Origin of the sequence: Tenacibaculum jejuense, assembly GCF_900198195.1 — a bacterium.
GTDB lineage: Bacteria > Bacteroidota > Bacteroidia > Flavobacteriales > Flavobacteriaceae > Polaribacter > Polaribacter jejuensis.
The window spans coordinates 96,876-118,379 of sequence record NZ_LT899436.1 but is presented as its reverse complement, the minus strand read 5'-3'; the positions used below and the strand labels follow the sequence as shown (position 1 = coordinate 118,379).

Here is a 21,504-nt window from a genome sequence, read left to right as displayed (position 1 = left end):
GAGGCCTTTGCTGTAATTTTGTAGTGTAAGTAATTAAAACATAAGAATGAACAATATTAGAAATATAATTTTAGGAACTTTTTTATTAGTAGCATCTTCATTAACAGCGCAAAAAATAGCTAAAAACACCATTGGTTTAAGGCTAGGTGATAATGATGGCTTCGGAGGAGAAATTTCCTACCAACGTTACTTATCTGAAAATAACAGATTAGAGTTTGATTTAGGTCTCAGAAATTCAAATAATATTGAAGCCTTTAAACTTGTCGGATTGTATCAATGGGTACAACCTATTGATAATAATTTCAATTGGTATGTAGGTGCTGGTGGTGGATTAGGTTCCTTTAGTACACCTAATAGTGATGGAGTTTTTGCACTTATTGCTGGGGATTTAGGTATTGAATATAATTTTAAAATTCCACTATTAATTTCCTTAGATATTAGACCCGAACTTGGATTTAATGACAATTATAGTGACGATTTAGACTTAGACATAGCCTTAGGATTAAGATACCAATTCTAAACTAGCAAATATTAACCTTTAAAAACGAAACATGAACAAAATAATAAAAATCATATTTATCCTAGCAGGAGTTGCATTTCTTGCATATGGAGGATATCAACTTATAAAGCCAGAGTCGTCAGTAGATTTAGGAATTGCTGAATTCGAATCTCAAAATAATAGCAACGCATATGTCGTATTAGGTATTGGTTTATCTATTCTATTATTAGGCTTAATAGTAAACAAAAAAGAAGCTTAGTTCTTTTCAATTGTTTACCTACAGATGTTAAAAAGTAAGCATCTGAAAACAATTTACTTATCACTTAAAAATAAAATATTATGTATAGTTATACACAAGAAGTAGCCAGTCAATTAAACGGATTATTAATGAAGAATTATGATGCTGAAAAAGGATATCAAACCGCAGCAGAAAATGTAAATAGCGATGTATTAACAAGTTTATTTGAAAGAAAAGCTGAAGAACGTAAAAAATTCGGAAATGAATTAAAAAAAGAAATTAGAATGTTTGGGCAAATGCCACAAGACAACGGAAGCAATTTAGGTACAATTCACAGAGCTTGGATGGATACTAAAGCATTTTTCTCTTTAGATAATGACAAATCTATCTTAGAAGAAGCAATACGAGGAGAAAAAGCTGCAATTAATGAATATAATGAAGTTATAGATTCCAAAGAGCACTTACCAGAAACCACTGCTAAAATGCTAAGAAGTCATAGAAATACAATTCTAGATGACACTATTTTAATAAAAAAATTAGAAGAGATCAAATAATACCTATTAGTTGACTTTTAATAAACCCACCTTTTTTTAAAAAACCCGAATTGGTGGGTTTTTTAGTGCTTTAAACTCAACAAAAAGCCAATAGTGAAATTCGAATCCCAATCAAAAACTATAATTCTAGGTTTTGTTGCATCATTAATCGCATTAAAAATATTTACTCCACTTTTAACTTTAGCTCCTTTCTTTTCAATAACGTCTTGATAAGCTTCTATACTTGTATTCAATAAAGTATATCGCTCTTTATCTTTTCGCAATTTCTTCGCTAATTGATACGGAACACCTCCAATGATAAAATATTGTTTTTGCTTTTGTTCTGGTATGTTTCCAGCAATTGCGTTTACTTCCTTATAAACTTTTTTATCATCTAGGTTATTTTGAAAATACTTTGCTCCATACGTTTCTTTACTTATAATTGAACTCCCTTCAACATAAGATATTTTTGTATTTCCTGAACCTATATCAACCACAAATGCTGTATCTTCAAAACTTTTCGGCATTACAGCTTTTAAAGCAAATTGTCCTTCTTCTTCAGCCGTGACCACATTAACATTATAGCCTAAGTCTTTTAGTTCTTTTTTAATAGTTTGAGTAATATTCTTTTTATCTGCTCCAGAACTCACTACAAAATGAATATCTTTAGAATCTACACCAAAATCGATAATCTTTTTTATGTAAGACTTTAGTTTTGAACTCACTTCTTTTGTGTTTGTATGACTTTCTAATATCGAACTATTGCCGTACTCTTTATTTTTAATCTCCCAGTTTTTATCTTCATCAACATTAATTATAAAAGAATTGAAACCAGAAGCTCCTAATTCTACTACAGCTTTAAGTTTTCCATTTTCAGGCTTTACGGGTTGATATCTAAATTGCTCTTTTACAAGATTAGTATCAGTTGATTGATCTAATTCTTTTTGTGGAGTTTTTATTTCTTCCTTTTCTGATTTACATGAAAATAGAAATAATATTAACAGTATAAAAAGTATTGTTTTTTTCATTATTTGTAAAGCTGGAGTGAGTTCAGTAAAAATATTATTCATTTTATTGTAACAGTTTCAATATTGATACAATTTAAAAAAGGAAATAATAAACTCATTTTATGATACTTATACGAAAAATTAAAAATATGTTACTTTATTCTTTCTATAAAAAAAGAAACTCCAGTCAATTTAATTGACTGGAGAAATAATCCCAAATTAATACATAGAATGAATCAACGTTATTCTAAAAACTATTACATTTTTGATTCAACACATATACTACTTTTATTGAGGTTGGATGTTTACCTCTATTAAATTGTAACCTCCTCTTGGATCACCAAACCATGTTACCCCTGGAGAGCTATTAATTGCTCCTTTACCAAATTGTACATCATTTAATGTTGTTACTCTTCTTACTAAATTATCGCTATCAGCTGCTCCTGTATTTGGTCCTGATTGTCTTGGCGCTTGATTAGCTCCGAATCCAACTTCTTCGTCAGCTTCAGTTCCTGCATCAAAAAGATAAGTTTCATCACTTTCAGAAGTACCAGAGAAAGCTGTTCCATTTTCATCGAATAAAGCAACTCCATCGTTGTTGTAACTAATAAACCAATCGTTAGTATCTACTAACATTGTTCCAAATCCTAATTTATAATCTAAACCTTGTGGAACTTCAATTGTAAATGTTAGAGATTCACCCGGTTTTACTGGAGCAGTTTCATTACTCTTAGCTACTGGAAGACCTAAACCTTTTAAATATTCGTAAGCAACTTGGTTATTTCCATCTTCTGCAATCTCTTCTAAACCACTAGATGCTTTTGCTTGCTCTCCTTGAACAAACCAAGGATCTTTAGTTGTACTAAATGCATATAAAACCGCTGGAGAAAATACTGTATACGAAGAAGACAAACGTAATGGAGCTCCTTGAGAACCTGTTGCGTTAAACCATTGGTATAATGGCATTGGATTACCTGCTTCTGCAATTTCTTTTAATCCATATCCTCTATCTGGTTGTCCAACTGTAAATAAAGGTGCGTTTTGTGCATGTAATACAGCTAAACCTGGCGTAAGTACAATTGGTGTACTTCCTGAAGCTCCTACTAAATTAGTTAATGTTAAAGTGAAATATCTTGTTGAACTATCGTATGCTAATTCTGTTCTTAAATAGGGTGTCACATCATTTTTCACCACACGAACTGTGTTATCATCATCTGGACTTCCAGTTGTTCCTCCGTTAGGTTCAGTTGCTATTGTAGCTGGATCTTCTTCTTCTGTTCCCGCATCCCATAAATAAATCTGATTACTAATATCTCCTGTCACAGCACTTCCGCTTGCATCAAAAAGATCTATTCCTGTCATTCTTGGAGCAAAAAACCAATCGTTTGTAGCAGCAGACATTGAAGCGAAACTCAATTTTGTTCCAGGTACTGCTTTAAATTTTACAGAATAACTTCCATTCACATCAGTTACTGGACCTGGGTTTGAAGCTCCTGTTGGTGTATTAAAAACGTGTGTTCCTAAATAATTAATCTTATTTGTAATTGTTACAGTAAATCTTGTTTTTGCAGCTTCAGCAGCATTTCCTCTACCAAAAGTTGGATTTACAGCTTCTTTCCAATCTGAAATCGCATCTCCTTCTCCATCGTAAGCTAAACTATAACTCTCTAATCTTACTTGAGGAACAAATTCACCTGCTGTCCAAATTCCTGCAGCAACTGCCACATTTTCTCTTGCACTACCTGAAGCTCCCCATTGAACAAAGTCTAAAATTGCATCTGGATTCGTAAATGCGTTTGAAGCATAAAAACCTAATCCTGCACTTTCACTTAACTGATCCCAGCTTACTACTAAAAACTCACTTGGATTTAACTGTGCAGATCCACTAACAACCGTAGCGTTCTTTACTTGTAAATACTGACCTGGTCCTAAACATAACCAATAATCACTAACGTCTACAGCTACATCTCCGTTGTTCCATAATTCGATTAATTTATCTTTTCCGTAATTAACTTCATTAATTACAACAGAACGAACATCATCTTGTGGTGGCATAACAATATTTTGTGCTCCAAAAGTTACTTCTGTAGTTTCTGCCCAATTCATAACTCCATTACCTTCTCCATCATAAACGATACTATTGTCTTCGCTTTTTACAACAGGAACAAAATCACCTGCTGTCCAAATTCCTGCAGAAGCAGCAATATTTTCTCTAGCAGAACCAGAATCACCATACTGAACGAAATCTATAATTGCATCTGGATTCGTAAATTCATTTGTTGAGTATAATCCTAATCCACCTTTTTCGTCTGGTAAATTGTAGCTTATTACTAAATATCCATCAGCTGGAATAGTTGTATTTCCTGATTCTGGAGTTAAATCTCCTATTTTTTGATACGCTCCAGGACCTAAACAAAGCCAATATTCACTAATATCTGCGGCTTCAGTTCCTCTATTATAAATTTCTATAAGGTCTTTACTTCCTTGATATTTAATTTCATTAAATACTACATCTTTGTTTGCTGTAGTCGGAGGATTTCCATTATCTGGTTGGCTAACTTCTTCGTCATCGTTACATGACACGACTAACAATAACATTGCTAGTATAAAATAATTAATTGTTTTCATGTTAAATAATACTTTTACTGGTTTACACCACAAAAGTATTTTAAGACACTGGTAGCAAAATCATTAAATAGAGTTAGAGGGAAATAAAATGGGTTAAAAAGGAAAAAAATCCTTTGAAAGGAACTAGAAAACTCAATAAAATGGGCGATTTATAAGTTTAGAAGAAAAAGAAACTTATTAAAAAACAATAACACAACCTATTTCTAGATTGTGTTATCTTAACTCTTAAATCTTGTTAGTCATTAAATAAAAACATTTGTCCCCCAACTTAGCTTTTAGCGACTATAGATTCAATGATGATACAAAGGTATATTAAAGTTATAGATGAAACTTTCAAAAATGTTACATCTAGTATAAATGGGCTAAAAAACCTTAATTCCTGCAATTTTCGAACTATAAGAGGATAATTATGTAACAATTTTAATCATAAAAAAAGTCTCAATATTAATGATATTGAGACTTTTGAGGTGTCGAGCGGATTCGAACCGCTGTAGATGGTGTTGCAGACCACTGCCTAGCCACTCGGCCACGACACCTTTTGTGAGAGTGCAAATTTAAACTTTTTCTTTTTAGTGGCAAGTATTTTTTAACTTTTACGCACTTCTGATAGCATAATTGTTACTTCTCCCACATTTCCGCCTATTGGTGGATTTATTTTTGACACACTAATTTCTGCTTCGTCTACTAAAGGTATTTCATCAAAAATTCGATCTAACATCCTCTGAGCCACCTGTTCTAATAATTTAGAACGTTTATTCATTTCTTCTTTGGCTATTTTATTTAAGTGTACATAATCGATCGTATCACTTAATTCATCCGTTTTTGCAGAAAGTGTTAAATTTCCCTTAACTTCTATATCAACTCTGTATTCTGACCCAATTTTTGCCTCTTCTTCTAAGCATCCGTGGTTTGTGAAGATCTTTATATTGGTTACTTTTATTACTCCCATTTATTTAATTTCAAATGTTTTTGTTGCTTTACCCATTTTTACCTTGTACTTTCCTTTAGGTAAATATGTTTTTCCGTTTTTTACTGTACTTAATACAGCTTCTTTATTTATTTTCTTATAATTTTTTAATCCTGCTTTACTAAAACTTACATCAAATTCAGCTTCATTAAACCCTTTTGAAGTTTTAACTTTAAACGAATTTACAACAACATCTCCACTATAAATTGTAAAAAATGCATCTTTATTCGTGTTTGAAAAATATGGAATTGTTACAGTCGGTGTGTAAGGCTGTAACCATTTACTCCATGAACTACCCCATATTCCACTTTTTCTGATATTATTTATACTAAATATTTTATCATTTATGTCTGAAATCGCTTCAGAATACTCTTGTAATGGTTTAATATTTGCCTTGTATAAACTTCTTCCGTGTGTACCTACTATCAAATGTTTTGCTTTAGGTTGAATTACCAAATCGTGTACAGCAACGTTAGGTAAGTTTTTGCTAAAAATTTCCCAAGATTTTCCTGAATCAAAAGAAATATATAAACCATTATCTGTTCCTAAGTATAATAAGTTCTCGTAGTCTGGATCTTCTTTTATTACATTTACTGGTGATGCTGGGATATTATTTGCAATGCTTTTCCAAGATTTTCCATAGTCATCAGAAACATAAACATAAGTTGTAAAATCATCCCAACGATATCCGTTTAATGTTACATATACTCGCTCTTTTTTATGTTTAGAAGCAATAACTCTACTTACCCATAAATCTTTAGGAAGCGTGCTAGAAATATTCTCCCAACTTCCTCCTCCATTTTTAGTAATTTGGACCAAACCATCATCTGAACCAACGTAAATTAATCCAAATTGAAATGGACTTTCACTAATTGTAGTTAGTGTTCCGTAAGCAACGTTTCCTTTTTTTCCACCTTGAGTTAAATCTCCAGAAATCGTTTCCCAATCGTCTCCTTGATTTAAAGAGCGGTGTAATTTGTTTCCTCCTAGATATAAAATATCTTGATTATGTTTAGATAATAATATTGGTGTTTGCCAATTAAAACGATATGGATTCTCACCTAAAGTATGTTTCGGTTGAATGTATTTTCTGCCTCCGTTTTCTCTATTTAATCGGAAATAATTTCCAAACTGAAATCCTGTGTATACAATATCTGGATTTCGGTCATCTACTTGAACTTGCATTCCGTCTCCACCCATAATTGATTCGTATGGATTTTTTCCTGATTGATGCCAAGCCTTGTTGATTTTAGCGTTATGATTAGCTACCCAAACACCGTTATCTTGTAATCCACCATAAACATTGTACGATTTCTGGTTATCTGCATAAATCGCATAAAACTGTCCAACTGGTGGTGTATTTAATTTTAACCAACTTTCACCATCGTCATAAGAGATATTTAAGCCTCCATCGTTTCCATCAATTAAATGACCTTGAATTTTTGAATTTACCCAAAGTGCTTGATGATCTGAATGTACATTTTCTCTCGTGATCGATACAAATGTTTTTCCTCCATCTTTTGACTTTAAAATTGGAACACCTAAAATATAAATCCCATTTTTATCTTGCGGATCTACTCTAATTTCACCAAAATAATACCCGTATGAAAAATAGATATCATCTAAATATCCTTCATGTGTTTTCTTCCATGATTTCCCACCATTTGTTGTTTTAAAAACTTCAGCTCCAATAACAGGTGTATCAAATAATAAAGAATTTGCATTCTCTAAATACTTCGCTAAATCAATCGGTTTAACAGATCCAGATCGCACCATTTGCTTTACATTGTCTGCTCTATATTTCTCTTGAAATCCGTTTGTCTTTAGATAACTGTTTAATTTTTTATCTGATAACTTTAAGAATTCATCTGTAGACATTTTCTTAAAATCTTCTTTTGCTAAAGCATTCGAATCACTTTTTTGTTTTCCATCCTTCTTTCTTCTAAATTGATTATCATGAAAAGCATACACCGTGTTTTCATCATAAACTGCCAAACCTATTCTTCCTACACCATTTCCATTTGGAAATCCATTGTTTTCAGAAATTTTACTCCAAGTATTACCGCCATCAGTAGACTTATAAATTGCAGAGTTTTTACCATCACCATCAAAATTCCAAGCTTTACGTTCTCTTTCCCAAGAAGCAGCATATAACGTATTAAAATTATTCGGTGCTTGCTGCACATCGATAATTCCTGTATCGTCATTCACAAATAAAGTTCTATTCCAAGTTTTTCCTCCGTCGGTGGTTTTATAAATCCCTCTTTCATTATTTGAAGAATACAAATGACCTAAAACTCCAACAACCACTTCATTTGGATTATTTGGATTAATTAATATTCTACCAATGTGATGTGAATCGTGTAAACCTACGTTTGACCATGTTTTACCTTTATCTGTAGATTTTAAAATTCCAATTCCAGCATAAGAAGAACGCGATGAATTATTTTCTCCCGTTCCTACCCAAATTGTTCCGTTTTTCCAATCCACAGCAATATCACCAATGTTTTGAGTTGGTGCATTATCTAAAACTGGTGTAAATGTATTTCCATTATTATTCGTATACCATAAACCTCCGGAAGCATATCCTACGTAAAATTCAACTGTATTGTCTGGGTTTACGTCTATGTCTACAACTCTACCACTCATTACAGTCGGACCAATATTTTCAAAAGGAATATTCTTTACTAATGAATTTTCAGTCATTATTGCTTTTTGTTGAAGTGCATCTTGAACAATACTAGCTTTTGTCGGATTTTGTTGTGAAAACACTGTCATTCCTACAAACAGGAATACGAAAAGGATTTGTTTCATTTGGTTTGGATTTATAAAGTAGTATCAAAAATAAAAAATACTTTCCATTTTAATTTTGATTAGATTTGTGTAAAAAGCATCTACATGAATATTTTTATTTTATCGGTTGGTCAAAATATATATTCTACAAAACGAATATATGACGAAGCTGTTAAACGTGGACATGATGTTAGTGTGATTAATCACAACAAATGTTCTATAAAACTTAGCGGTGGTAAAAGAGAAATTATTTATGAAGGAGAAAACATTATTGACGAGCCTGATGTAATTATTCCGAGAATTGGCGCCTCTGTAACTCGACATGGAGCTGCTATTGTTAAAGAATTTGAGATGAATGGTATTTACAGTACAGCAAGATCTTTAGGTATACTCAGAGCTCAAAATAAAGTAAGAACTCTTCAAATTATGAACAGAAAAGGAATTCCAATTCCTGATACTGTTTTTTCTGTAAATCCTGAAAACATCAAAGAACAAATAGAATTACTTGGTGGTGCACCAGTAATTATTAAAATGCAAGAAGGAACTCAAGGAATGGGTGTGATGTTAGCAGAAAGTAAAAAATCTGCAAAGTCTATTATTGATACTTTTTACAGAATGAATATGAGTATTTTGCTTCAAGAATTCATTAAAGAAAGTAATAGCGAAGATATTCGTGTATTTGTAGTTGGTGACAAAATTGTTTCTTCTATGAAAAGAAAAGGTTTAGATGATGATTTTAGATCGAATATTCATAGAGGCGGAACAGCTACAAAAGCTGATTTAACAAATCAAGAACGAATTATGGCGATAAAAGCGGCTGGTTACTTAGGTTTACCTATCGCTGGCGTAGATTTAATCCGTTCGAAACGCGGTCCATTATTGATAGAGGTAAATTCAACTCCTGGATTACAAGGAATTGAAGCCTATACAAAAGTTAATGTCGCTGAAGAAATTATAAAATATTTAGAGAAAAAATGTTCGACAAAGAATTCAAGAATGAGGAGATAGTTATTCGTGGAGAACGAATTTCTTTAGGAGAATCAAAGTTGATAAAAATCCCTGTAGATAGATTACCTACAGGAACTTTAATAGAAATTCCGGTATATATTTTTAACGGAAAGAAACCTGGTCCGACTATTTTATTACAAGGTGGATTGCATGGCGACGAGACCAACAGTATCGAATTGGTAAGGCGAATGTTAATTGACAAGTCGTATAAAATTCATAGAGGTTGTGTAATCGTTGTTCCATTATTGAACATATTTGGCTTTTTAGATTTTTCTAGAGAATTACACGGAAAAGATGTAAATAGAAGTTTTCCAGGTTCTACAAAAGGATCTTTAGCAAGTAGATTAGCATATTATCTTATGAAAGAGATTACTAAAAATGTTGATTTTGCTATCGATTATCATACTGGTGGAGCGCAACGTAGTAATTACGCGCAAATTCGATATACACCACAAGACGAAAGAGGAAAAGCTTTAGCTGATATTTTTAATGCTCCATTCAAATTTGGTTCTAAACTTATTCCTAAATCTTTCAGAAATGAATGTTTTAAACACGAAATTCCTGTAATAGTTTATGAAGGTGGCGAATCTTTACGATTGAATGAATTTGCAATTAACCAAGGAATTTATGGAACACTAAGAATTTTACGTCATTTTAATATGATTGATGAAGCTATAGAAATTCCTTTACAAAACGATGCTATAGAAATTATTAAAAAGAGTTGGTTACGTGCTCGAGCAGCTGGTATTTTTAATCCGAAAGTAAAAAATGGAGCATCCGTGAAAAAAGGTGAAATTGTGGGCTTTATTATGGATACATATGGTGAAACAAAATTCTCTGTAAAATCACCTAAAGATGGTTATATCATAGCCAAAAACAACTTTCCTGTTGTAAATCTTGGTGATCCTTTGTTCCATATAGGTTATGTATAAATTTTATATTGATATTTTTTTACTAATTAAAAACACCTGCAATACTTAGTATTTATGATACAGTAACTAAACTGAATAGAAAAAATCAATCTCTTTTATTTGTGTGAACAACTATAACCGTACCTTTACACCTTACTTAGAAATAAAAACTAATTTATTTCTTTATCTATATTTATGACATTTGAATCACTAGGGTTAAAGAAAGAGCTTTTAAAAGCAATTGAAGAAAAAGGATATGTAAACCCATCCCCAATACAAGAAAAAGCAATACCAGTAATTTTAAAAGGTAATGATGTACTAGCATCTGCACAAACAGGAACAGGAAAAACCGCTGGTTTTACATTACCAATATTGCAAATAATAACAGATACTAAAAATCCAAAATTTAGACCAATACGTGCACTAATACTAACTCCTACCAGAGAATTAGCTGCTCAGATTTACGATAATGTTCGAGATTATAGCAAACATCTTAATATTAAGTCGACTGTAATTTTTGGAGGTGTAAAACCTAAAAAACAAATTGCAACGATAAGAAACGGTATAGATGTACTAGTTGCCACACCAGGTAGGTTATTAGATTTACATGACCAAAAAGCATTATCACTAAAAAGAATTGACATTCTGATTCTAGACGAAGCAGATAGAATGTTAGATATGGGCTTTGTTAGAGATATTAAAAAAATTATAGCTCTACTTCCTGAAAAACGCCAAAACTTACTTTTTTCTGCTACTTTTTCTAAAGAAATAAAAGCCTTAGCTAAAGGGATTTTAACAGATCCTGTTCTAGTTGAAGCTGCTCCTGAGAATACAACTGCGGAAATGGTTAAGCAAAAGATATATCGTGTTCCAAAAAGTAGAAAAGCAGCCATGGTGACGCAATTAATTTCTGACGGTAATTGGAATCAAGTACTTATTTTTACACGAACTAAACACGGAGCAAATAGACTAGCTGAAAAACTACAAAAAAGAGATATTTCTTCTGCTGCAATCCATGGAAATAAAAGTCAAAGTGCAAGAGTAAAAGCTTTAAAAGGATTTAAAGAAAATACTGTTCGTGTTTTAGTAGCTACTGATATTGCTGCTCGAGGATTAGATATTCCTTTATTACCTCATGTGATTAACTATGAATTACCTAATATTCCTGAAGATTATGTGCATAGAATTGGTAGAACTGGTAGAGCTGGTGCAAGCGGAGAAGCTATATCTTTAGTTGCTGACGAAGAATTAGAGTATGTTAAAAACATTGAGAAATTATTAAAGCAAAAGCTAAAAATTGTTGAATTAGAAGGTTTTGATCTTACGCCAACCGAACAACCTCAACAGAAGAAAACTTCCAAAGAAAACAACAACAACTCAAAGCCAAGTAAAAAGAATCAAACAAGACGAAATTTTCGATCTAAAAAGAAATCTGAAAATAGTAAGGAAAGTAATTCCAATACTCCTCGAAAAAACAGAAGTAACTTTAAAAGAAAACCGAAAAATAATAACAGAAAAAAATCTTAAAAAACCTGTTTTTAAATTCGTTAATTATTGATCAAATAGTATTTTTAAACCAAAATGTTTAGCATCAGCATAATCAGAAAAATAGAATGAGTTTAAAAATCTATTTAAAAGAAATTATAAACGACGAATCACTTGATATTCATATCAATGAAATCGTAGATGCTTTCGAAGAAAAAACTCTTTCTAAAAACGAACTGTTTGTTAAAGAAGGAGCTATTTGTGATTATTTCTGTTTTATTGAAAGTGGAATTCTTCAACATTACATAACTATTGATGGTGAAGAAAAAACAACATATTTAGCCTTAAAAAATACTTGTACATCAGCTTTAAAAAGTTTTTTACATCAAAAACCTTCACGAAAAAACATCAAAACTTTAAGTGAAGTGAAGTTACAAGTGCTTTCTATTCAGCAATTCAATCAGCTTTTAAAAAACAATAAAGCTTTCTTTTTATTCTATTATAAACTAATTGAAAATCAAATATTTTTAATCGACGATTATAGAATCAATCTTCTGACACTTTCTCCAGAAGATCGTTATCAAAAATTATTAGCTAACGATCCTGAATTACTTAAAAATATTCCCCTACATTATTTAGCTTCCTTTTTAGGAATATCGAAAAGACACATGAGTAGAATTCGTAAAAAAGTAAAATAGCGCCATTTGGCTTTAGCATATCGTTTTTTCTTTGGTTATTTTTGGGAATATTAACGTATAAACACTAAATCTAAATGAAATATCTTCCTATAAATAAAGACCTATTTATAAAGAATAGAAAAAACTTTATGGCTCAAATGAAGCCAAACAGTTTAGCTGTTTTTAATTCTAATGATATTTATCCTGTAAGCGCAGATTCTACTTTACCTTTTGAACAACACAGAGATATTTTCTTTTTAAGTGGTGTAGACCAAGAAGAAAGTATTTTAATTGTTTATCCAGATTGTCCTAAAGAAAGCTTACGAGAAGTTTTATTCTTAAGGGAAACGAACGAACATATTGCTGTTTGGGAAGGTGAAAAGCTCAACAAAGAAAGAGCTTTTGAAACAAGCGGCGTTAAAACTGTTTTTTGGTTACAAGATTTAGAAAAAGTATTAGCCGAAATGATGGCGTATGCAGACACTGTTTATATTAACACCAACGAACACTACAGAGCTAAAATAGAAACTGAAACTCGTGAAGCTCGTTTTACAAAATGGTTATTAGCAAAATATCCAGCACACAGTGTTGCTAAGAGTAATCCTCTTTTACAACGTTTACGTTCTGTAAAAGATCAAATTGAAATCGATTTAATTCAGAAAGCATGTAATATTACTGAAAAAGGTTTCCGTAGAATTTTAGGTTTTGTAAAACCAGGTGTTTGGGAATATGAAATTGAAGCTGAGTTTGCTCATGAATTTTTAAGAAATCGTTCTAAAGGATTTGCTTACACTCCAATTATTGCTAGCGGAAGTAACGCAAATGTATTACACTACATTGAAAACAACCAACAATGTAAAGATGGTGATTTAATTCTTTTTGATGTTGCTGCAGAATATGCAAATTATGCGAGTGATATGAGTAGAACAATTCCTATTTCTGGTCGTTATACAGATCGTCAAAAAGATGTGTACAATGCTGTAAACAGAGTTAAAAATGAAGCTACAAAAATGTTAGTACCTGGAGCAATTTGGGCAGACTACCATGTTGAAGTTGGTAAATTAATGACTTCTGAATTATTAGGTTTAGGATTATTAGACAAAGCTGATGTTCAGAACGAAAATCCAGATTGGCCAGCTTATAAAAAATATTTCATGCATGGAACTTCTCATCATATGGGATTAGATACGCATGATTACGGTTTATTACACGAACCAATCCAAGCAAACATGGTATTTACTGTTGAACCAGGAATTTATCTTCCAGATGAAGGTTTCGGAATTCGTTTAGAAGATGACGTAGTTGTTCAAGAATCTGGAGAACCATTCAACTTAATGCGAAACATTCCAATCGAAGTAGAAGAAATCGAAGATTTAATGAATCAATAAAAAATAGTTGTCAAGTCGAGCGCAGTCGAGACTTTAAAACCCACATGTTACTTTACTAAAAACGTCTCGACTGTGCTCGAAGTGACATTTTCATTTTTTTTCATACTTTTACCAAAATTGCACACTGAAAATCAAATTGCTATATATTCATGTTACAACACGTAAACCTGAAAAATATCTTGTTTTTAGATATTGAAACGGTTCCTCAATATGAACATTGGAATGATGTTCCTGAGGAAACACAAGAATTGTACGGGTTAAAAACTCGTTACCAAAGAAAAGAAGAAATTACTGCTGAACAATTTTACCACAGAGCCGGTATTTGGGCCGAATTTGGTAGAATTATCTGTATTTCTGTCGGCTATTTTATCGAAAAGAATAAAAAATTACAGCTTCGTATTACTTCTTTCAAAAATGAAAGTGAGTATGCATTACTCAAAAACTTTAAAAATCTGCTTGATAATCATTTCAAACAAGAAAAACATATTCTCTGTGCACACAACGGAAAAGAATTTGACTTTCCATACATTGCCAGAAGAATGATTATTAACAATATTAAGCTTCCCAAAAAACTAAATTTAGTGGGTAAAAAACCTTGGGAAGTTCCGCATTTAGATACTTTAGAGTTATGGAAGTTTGGCGATTATAAACATTATACATCTTTAAAACTTTTAACACATATTCTTGGCGTTCCATCACCTAAAGAAGACATTGATGGTTCCGAAGTTTATCAGGTATATTATCAAGAAAATGATTTAAATCGAATTGTTCGTTATTGTGAAAATGACACTGTGGCTGTTGCACAACTCGTGTTACGTTTTTTGAATTTACCTATTTTAGAACATCAAAATATTATTAGTGTATAAATGAAAACTAAAGAACCTATACTTTTAATTTTAGATTTAGATGAAACCTTAATTCATGCTACAGAAAAGAAATTGGCTATTCCACATGATTTTAAATATGCTGATTATTTCGTGTATAAGCGTCCATTTTTAAATGAGTTTTTAGATTTCGTAAATCAACATTTCAAACTAGCTGTTTGGTCTTCTGCAGACGACAAATATGTGAATGATATAGTTGAAACTATTCGCCCTGAAACTATAAACTTCGAGTTTGTTTGGGCAAGAACTCGTTGTACGGTCCGAAGAGATTACGACTTAGATCGATATGTTCGCGAAAAAAGATTAAAGAAAATTAAAAAACAAGGTTTTACTTTAGAACGTGCTTTAATTGTTGATGATTCTCCTGAAAAAACCAAAGACAACTTTGGAAATGCGATTTATATCAATCCATTTGAAGGAAATTTAGCTGATGACGAACTAAAAAAACTAACTGAATTTCTTATAAAAATAAAAAATGTAGAAAATGTAAGAACATTTGAAAAAAGAGGCTGGAGGAATACAATTGACACGCAATAATTGCGCGATATTTTATTCTTTAAAAGTACTTTTTTCTATGTCTTTTCTGAAAATTGTTAAAATACATATTCAATCTTGTTAAATTAAAAACAACCGAGTTGCGTTAAAAAATTTTGTCTTTTATATTTGCTCTATTTCAAATAATCATTTCACTAAAAATTTAATCATGAATAAACTACCAGTTACCGTATTAAGTGGTTTTCTTGGGGCAGGAAAAACAACATTATTAAATCATATTTTACACAATAAAGAAGGATTAAAAGTAGCAGTAATTGTTAACGACATGAGTGAAGTTAACGTTGATGCTCAATTTATTGAAAACGAAAACACACTTTCTAGAACGGAAGAAAAACTCGTTGAAATGTCTAACGGTTGTATCTGTTGTACATTGCGAGAAGATTTAATGGTTGAAGTAGAAAAACTTGCCGCTCAAAAAAAATTCGACTACTTAATTATTGAAAGTACAGGTATTAGTGAGCCAATTCCTGTTGCTCAAACTTTTTCTTTCGAAAGTGAAGATGGCACAATCGATTTAAGCAGATTTAGTTACATCGATACTATGGTAACCGTGGTAGATGCCTTTAACTTTTTGAAAGATTTTTCTAGTTCTGATTATTTAGTAACTAGAGAACTTACTAATATTGACGGTGACGATAGAACTATTGTAAACCTTTTAACTGATCAAATAGAGTTTGCTAATATTATTTTGATCAATAAAACTGATTTAGTTTCAAAAGAAAGTTTAGAGGAACTAAAAGCCATTATTCATAGTTTAAATCCTGAAGCAAAAATCATAACAACTAGTCAATCAAAAGTAGACTTAAACGAGGTTATTAACACCAACTTATTCGATTATGAAAAAGCTGAAGCTTCTGCTGGTTGGATTAAAGAATTAGAAAACGAACATGTTCCTGAAACTGAAGAATACGGAATTGGTTCTTTTGTATTTAGAAGTACAAAACCATTTCATCCACAGCGTTTTCTAGAATATTTAAATTTGAAATTCCCACAAAATGTTATCCGAAGTAAAGGATTGTTTTGGTTGGCTTCAAGAAGAAATCAGGCTTTAATTTGGAGTTCTGCTGGAGGTTCTTGTAAAGCAGATAGTGCTGGCGTTTGGTGGGCAAGTATGCCATTTGCTGAAAGAATTAATTATGCTACTTTTACCGAAAATAGAGTTCAAATAGAAAAAAACTGGGATGCTGATTTTGGAGATAGAAAAACTGAACTTGTTTTTATTGGACAGAAATTACAAAAAGATGAAATGATTGCTGATTTACAAGATTGTTTACTTACAGATCAAGAGATCGAATTATGGAAAAATCAGTTATTTAATCAAGAAGATCAATGGCCAATACAATATCTTCAATAGATTTAAAGCTAAAACATGATTAAAACTGAAAATCTAACTTTTCAATATCAAAAAGAAAATAAATTATTTAGCTTTCCTGATATCAACTTAAAAGCTCAAGAAAACTTATTAATTCTTGGGAAATCTGGTATTGGAAAAACTACATTTTTACATTTGTTAGCAGGTTTATTACAACCAATACAAGGAAATGTAACCGTAGCAGAATCTAACATTAATAAACTATCTAACAACAAACTAGATCAGTTTAGAGGTAAAAACATTGGTCTTGTTTTTCAAAAAAAACATGCTATAACCTCTTTAAGTGTTTTAAAAAACATAAAAGCTCGTCTCTTTTTTAGTAAAACAAAAGTTAAAGACAGTGATATTGATACAATTCTAAATCAATTAGAAATAAAAACATTAAAGCACAGAAAAGTAAATGAGCTTAGTGAAGGTCAATTACAAAGATTAAGTATAGCTATGGCGGTTATTCATAAGCCAAAAATCATTTTAGCAGATGAACCTACATCTAGTTTAGATGATGACAGTTGTAAAATTGTTATCAAATTACTGAAAGAACAAGCAAAACAAGCTCAAGCAAACTTAATTGTAATTACACATGATGAAAGGATAAAACATCATTTTCAAAATCAAATTACGTTATCATGAATGTTTGGAAGATTAGTTTACAAAACATAAAGTCTAAACCTTTATATACATTTTTAAGTGTTTTTACTTTGGCTTTAAGTGTCGCATTACTATTGGGTATTCAACAATTAAAATCATCTTTTGAGCATCAAATAGAAAATAATTTAGCTGGTATAGATTTGGTTGTCGGAGCTAAAGGAAGTCCTTTACAATTGGTTTTAGCTTCTGTATTACATATTGATAATCCTACTGGAAATATATCATACAAGGAAGCCAAAAAAATTGGAAAAAATCCAATGATAAAAACAGCAGTTCCAATTTCTTACGGAGATAATTATAACGGATACAAAATCGTTGGTACAACTGATGAATTTTTTAAATTATATAACGCCGAATTAGAAAAAGGCACTACTACAAAAAAGAGTTTAGAAGTAGTTATTGGCGCTACAATTGCTGAAAAACTAAAACTTTCAATTGGTGATACTTTCTTAAGTTCACATGGTTTGGTTGAAAATGAAATTGATGTTCACGATGATAAATTTACCGTAGTAGGAATATTAAAACCTACATATCAAGTAATAGATCGATTAATTATAACGAATCTAGAAAGTATTTGGGATGTTCATGATCATGACGATCATGAAGAAGGTGAACATAACGACCATAAAAAACACACCAATTTTGTTGAAATTTCTGCATCCAATAATATAGAAAATCATGATGGTCATCATCATCATAATGAGGAAACACATGCTGATGAAAATCATGAGAAGCATACAAACTTTGTAGAAGTTTCTCATACAGATCACCAAGAAGAAGATCATGACGAACATCATGAAACTGAACACGAAGATCATAAACATGAATCTTCCGAAGAAGATAAAGAGATAACATCTTTATTAATTTCATTTAAAAATCCTGTTGCACTTTTAACAATGCCAAGAAAAATTAATGAGAGTACTAATATGCAGGCAGCTTTACCTAAATATGAACTTGATAAGCTTTATAATTACACAGGAATAGGTTTTAAAACCATTAACTGGATTGCTTATTTAATTTTAATCATTTCTGGGATGATTATTTTTGTAAGTCTTTACAAAATGGTAAAAGAAAGATCATTCGATTTAGCTCTTTTAAGAACTTATGGAGCTAGTAATTTTCAATTAGTTAAAATGATGATCTATGAAGGTTTTTTAGTTGTTATTTCTGCTTTTATTATTGGGGTGCTACTTGTGAAAATAGTCTTAAAATTTGTATTCAATCTCGATCAATCTGGTTATCAAGGTATTTTAAAAACATTATCTTTTGGTGATATTTTCTCAATAGGAATAGTTATTGTTAGTTTTGTACTTGTTGCAATTGGCTTATCTATATATCCTATTGTTACCATGAATGTTTCTAAAATTTTATCAAATGAGAAATAGTATTGTTTTATTTGCCTTTCTTTTTACCAGTATATTTTCATTCAGTCAACAAAAAGTAACTTGGGATGATTTATCAAAAGTGACTTTTACCGAAAAATACTACCCAAAGTATGATGATAACTTTTTACATCCTAAGTTTTCAGAATCTGTTAAAAATCTAGAAGGTAAAGTAATAACAATAACAGGCTACTTCTTAAGTTTAGATCCGAACGCAAAAATTTATATTTTATCTAAAGGTCCAATGTCTTCTTGCTTTTTTTGTGGTGTTGGCGGACCAGAAACAGCTGTAGAATTACAATTCGACACAAAACAGAAATATAAAACAGATACGATTGTAACTGTTACAGGAACATTAAGTTTAAATGATTCTGATGTAGAACATTTTAATTATATACTTAGTGATTGTACTGTTAAAATTGAAGAATAAATTTAATCAACTAAATAATATCAGCATGAAATTATTCTATGCGTTTTGTTTCTTACTCATGTTTACATCATGTAAACAAAATGAGCAACACCTAACAAAAATAACAGCTAAAAATATTGTACTTGATAGTACGATTCAAAATGCAAAGCAAATCAATGATGCTGTTTCTCCTTACAAAGAGAAACTTGTCAAAGAAATGCAACAAATTCTTAGCTATACTCCTAAAGACTTGGTAAAAAACGATGGAGAAATGCAAAGTTCTTTAGGAAATATAATGGCGGATCTTAGCATTGAATTAAGCAAACCTATGTACAAAGAAAAAACAGGAAAAAACATTGATTTTGCCATGTTAAACAATGGTGGAATTCGTTCTATTATTTCTGCTGGAAATATTACAAAAGAAGATGCTTTTAAATTAATGCCTTTTGAAAATGAACTTGTAGCTGTGGAGCTTTCAGGAGACAAGATTACAGCGCTAGTAGAGTATTTTATTGAAAATAAAAAAGCACACCCTTTGTCAAAAAACATAGCTTTAACCATTAAAGGAAATGATTATGATCTGAAAATAAATGGTGAAACATTCGATAAAAATAAAACATACACTGTAGTTACTTCAGATTATTTGCAAAGTGGAGGAGATAAAATGACTTTCTTTAAAAACCCTAAAAGATTAACCAAATTAGGGTATAAATTAAGAACTGCAATAATGGATTATTTTAAAAAGGTAGATACCATTCATGCTACTATTGATAACCGTGTAATTATTAAATAATGAAAAGAAGAAATTTTATTAAACAAGTAGGAGGAGCTTCTGCATTAGCTATGGTTGGCGGATTAACTTTACCTTCATTTACAGAAAAAAAGCAACGTCATATCACAATTTTACACACTAATGACACGCATAGTCATATAGAACCTTTTAAACCAAGTCATAGAAGACATGCTAATAAAGGTGGCGTAGCAAGAAGAGCAACATTAGTAGAACAAGTTCGAAAAGAAAATCCAAACACATTACTCTTAGATGCTGGAGACATTTTTCAAGGAACACCATACTTTAATTACTTTGGAGGTGAACTTGAATTCAAATTAATGAGTATGCTAAAATATGATGTGGCAACTTTGGGTAATCACGATTTCGACAATTCTATTGATGGGTTTTACAAACAATTACCTAATGCAAAATTTGATTTTGTTTGTGCTAATTATGATTTTAAAAATACCGTTTTAGATACTCATGTTAAACCTTATAAAATCATAATTAAAGACGGTATTAAGATTGGAATTTTCGGACTAGGAATTGAGTTAAATGGACTTGTTGATAAGCGTTTATACAAAGAAACATTATATCTAAATCCTACAGAAATTGCTCAAGACATTACCAATGAATTAAAAGAAAAACAAAAATGTGATTTAGTCATATGTTTATCGCATTTGGGTTATTATTACAAAAGAGAACCTAATAAAATATCTGATTTGAACTTAGCTAAAGCTACTAAAAACATAGATTTAATTATTGGTGGACACACACATACGTTTTTACCGAAACCTACAATTGTTAAGAATAGTGATGATAAAAATATGCTTATAAATCAGGTTGGAGCTTATGGTATTAATGTAGGAAGAGTAGATTTTTACTTCGATGAGAATAAAAATAAAACATCAAAAGGAACTACTATTCTGGTGTAAATCATATCGTTTTTTCTTTTAATGCAACACTGTTGCTTTTAGGATGTTTTTTTCTATCTTTGGAAATAATAGTTATAAACTATTTTAAGGTCAAATCATGAAAAAGGCATCTTCTGTATTTTTAATCGTTTTATTTATCATTTCTTGTAATAAAATAAAACCCGAAACAAGAACTATATCAAAAACTGATAAAGACTCTCTGTTGGTTGTTGCTGTTCCTAAAGCGGGTTGTCAAAATTGTCAAAAAGTTATTGAAGGTGGTTTAGTTGATCTTAAAGGTGTAAAACAAACTATATTGAACTTACATACCAAAGAAGTATCAATTGTTTACAATCCTGAAATTACAAATTCTAATACACTAGAAAATACAGTCAAACACTTGGCCCATAAAATACCTTGTAAATAATAATAGA

The 21,504-nt window shown here is 31.0% G+C and carries 21 protein-coding genes and 1 tRNA gene; 17 read left to right on the top strand and 5 right to left on the bottom strand.

Features of this window, described 5'->3' with window-relative positions:
* Nucleotides 1-46: 46 nt before the first annotated feature.
* The 3 genes from AQ1685_RS00525 (at nucleotide 47) to AQ1685_RS00515 (ending at nucleotide 1,291) form a co-directional block, all read left to right on the top strand.
* Complete coding sequence (locus AQ1685_RS00525; RefSeq protein WP_095068784.1) at nucleotides 47-520, top strand: hypothetical protein; 474 nt, start codon at nucleotides 47-49, stop codon at nucleotides 518-520.
* Nucleotides 521-551: 31 nt separating this feature from the next.
* Complete coding sequence (locus tag AQ1685_RS00520) at nucleotides 552-758, top strand: hypothetical protein (RefSeq protein ID WP_095068783.1); 207 nt, start codon at nucleotides 552-554, stop codon at nucleotides 756-758.
* A gap of 80 nt (nucleotides 759-838) precedes the next feature.
* Nucleotides 839-1,291, top strand: coding sequence for a ferritin-like domain-containing protein (locus tag AQ1685_RS00515; protein ID WP_095068782.1), 453 nt, complete (start codon nucleotides 839-841; stop codon nucleotides 1,289-1,291).
* Nucleotides 1,292-1,353: 62 nt separating this feature from the next.
* On the opposite strand, the gene AQ1685_RS00510 is transcribed toward AQ1685_RS00515, so the two are convergent.
* The 5 genes from AQ1685_RS00510 to AQ1685_RS00490 all read right to left on the bottom strand — a co-directional run bounded on the left by AQ1685_RS00510 (nucleotide 1,354) and on the right by AQ1685_RS00490 (nucleotide 8,686).
* Nucleotides 1,354-2,340, bottom strand: coding sequence for a Ppx/GppA phosphatase family protein (locus AQ1685_RS00510; RefSeq protein ID WP_095068781.1), 987 nt, complete (start codon nucleotides 2,338-2,340; stop codon nucleotides 1,354-1,356).
* A 225-nt stretch (nucleotides 2,341-2,565) separates the two neighbouring features.
* Nucleotides 2,566-4,905, bottom strand: a complete 2,340-nt coding sequence (locus AQ1685_RS00505; RefSeq protein ID WP_095068780.1) for a spondin domain-containing protein — start codon at nucleotides 4,903-4,905, stop codon at nucleotides 2,566-2,568.
* A 465-nt stretch (nucleotides 4,906-5,370) separates the two neighbouring features.
* A tRNA-Cys gene (locus tag AQ1685_RS00500) sits at nucleotides 5,371-5,441 on the bottom strand.
* A gap of 50 nt (nucleotides 5,442-5,491) precedes the next feature.
* Nucleotides 5,492-5,854: a dihydroneopterin aldolase gene (gene folB, locus AQ1685_RS00495; RefSeq protein ID WP_095068779.1), complete on the bottom strand. Its 363-nt coding sequence runs from the start codon at nucleotides 5,852-5,854 to the stop codon at nucleotides 5,492-5,494.
* The gene (locus AQ1685_RS00490) at nucleotides 5,855-8,686 is read right to left on the bottom strand and encodes a sialidase family protein (RefSeq protein WP_173862336.1); all 2,832 of its coding nucleotides are present in this window, start codon (nucleotides 8,684-8,686) and stop codon (nucleotides 5,855-5,857) included.
* A gap of 84 nt (nucleotides 8,687-8,770) precedes the next feature.
* Between AQ1685_RS00490 and AQ1685_RS00485 the strand changes: the two genes are divergently transcribed.
* From AQ1685_RS00485 to AQ1685_RS00415, 14 genes are all read left to right on the top strand, one after another.
* A complete protein-coding gene (locus AQ1685_RS00485; protein WP_095068777.1) occupies nucleotides 8,771-9,673 on the top strand; it encodes a RimK family alpha-L-glutamate ligase in 903 nt (300 codons plus the stop codon).
* Complete coding sequence (locus tag AQ1685_RS00480; RefSeq protein WP_095068776.1) at nucleotides 9,640-10,605, top strand: succinylglutamate desuccinylase/aspartoacylase family protein; 966 nt, start codon at nucleotides 9,640-9,642, stop codon at nucleotides 10,603-10,605. The genes AQ1685_RS00485 and AQ1685_RS00480 overlap by 34 nt, the downstream gene beginning before the upstream one ends.
* A gap of 174 nt (nucleotides 10,606-10,779) precedes the next feature.
* The gene (locus AQ1685_RS00475) at nucleotides 10,780-12,111 is read left to right on the top strand and encodes a DEAD/DEAH box helicase (protein ID WP_095068775.1); all 1,332 of its coding nucleotides are present in this window, start codon (nucleotides 10,780-10,782) and stop codon (nucleotides 12,109-12,111) included.
* A gap of 86 nt (nucleotides 12,112-12,197) precedes the next feature.
* The gene (locus AQ1685_RS00470; protein ID WP_095068774.1) at nucleotides 12,198-12,767 is read left to right on the top strand and encodes a Crp/Fnr family transcriptional regulator; all 570 of its coding nucleotides are present in this window, start codon (nucleotides 12,198-12,200) and stop codon (nucleotides 12,765-12,767) included.
* 74 nt (nucleotides 12,768-12,841) lie between these two features.
* Nucleotides 12,842-14,134, top strand: a complete 1,293-nt coding sequence (locus AQ1685_RS00465) for an aminopeptidase P family protein (RefSeq protein WP_095068773.1) — start codon at nucleotides 12,842-12,844, stop codon at nucleotides 14,132-14,134.
* Between the two features lie 149 nt (nucleotides 14,135-14,283).
* The gene (locus tag AQ1685_RS00460) at nucleotides 14,284-15,000 is read left to right on the top strand and encodes a 3'-5' exonuclease (RefSeq protein WP_095068772.1); all 717 of its coding nucleotides are present in this window, start codon (nucleotides 14,284-14,286) and stop codon (nucleotides 14,998-15,000) included.
* Entirely contained in the window at nucleotides 15,001-15,555 is a 555-nt protein-coding gene (locus AQ1685_RS00455; RefSeq protein ID WP_095068771.1) for an NIF family HAD-type phosphatase, read from the top strand.
* Nucleotides 15,556-15,721: 166 nt separating this feature from the next.
* Nucleotides 15,722-16,927, top strand: coding sequence for a GTP-binding protein (locus AQ1685_RS00450; protein WP_095068770.1), 1,206 nt, complete (start codon nucleotides 15,722-15,724; stop codon nucleotides 16,925-16,927).
* A gap of 15 nt (nucleotides 16,928-16,942) precedes the next feature.
* Entirely contained in the window at nucleotides 16,943-17,575 is a 633-nt protein-coding gene (locus AQ1685_RS00445; RefSeq protein ID WP_095068769.1) for an ABC transporter ATP-binding protein, read from the top strand.
* The gene (locus tag AQ1685_RS20455) at nucleotides 17,572-18,978 is read left to right on the top strand and encodes an ABC transporter permease (RefSeq protein WP_231970227.1); all 1,407 of its coding nucleotides are present in this window, start codon (nucleotides 17,572-17,574) and stop codon (nucleotides 18,976-18,978) included. The genes AQ1685_RS00445 and AQ1685_RS20455 overlap by 4 nt, the downstream gene beginning before the upstream one ends.
* Nucleotides 18,968-19,405 carry a hypothetical protein gene (locus AQ1685_RS00430; protein WP_095074971.1) on the top strand — a complete coding sequence of 146 codons (438 nt, stop codon included), beginning with the start codon at nucleotides 18,968-18,970 and terminating at the stop codon, nucleotides 19,403-19,405. Before AQ1685_RS20455 ends, AQ1685_RS00430 begins: the two co-directional genes overlap by 11 nt.
* A 25-nt stretch (nucleotides 19,406-19,430) precedes the next feature.
* Nucleotides 19,431-20,177, top strand: coding sequence for a 5'-nucleotidase C-terminal domain-containing protein (locus tag AQ1685_RS00425; protein ID WP_095068768.1), 747 nt, complete (start codon nucleotides 19,431-19,433; stop codon nucleotides 20,175-20,177).
* Nucleotides 20,177-21,091 (top strand): bifunctional metallophosphatase/5'-nucleotidase, encoded by a 915-nt coding sequence (locus AQ1685_RS00420; protein WP_095068767.1) that lies wholly within the window; start codon nucleotides 20,177-20,179, stop codon nucleotides 21,089-21,091. The genes AQ1685_RS00425 and AQ1685_RS00420 overlap by 1 nt, the downstream gene beginning before the upstream one ends.
* Nucleotides 21,092-21,188: 97 nt before the next feature.
* The gene (locus tag AQ1685_RS00415) at nucleotides 21,189-21,497 is read left to right on the top strand and encodes a cation transporter (protein WP_095068766.1); all 309 of its coding nucleotides are present in this window, start codon (nucleotides 21,189-21,191) and stop codon (nucleotides 21,495-21,497) included.
* Nucleotides 21,498-21,504 lie beyond the last annotated feature (7 nt).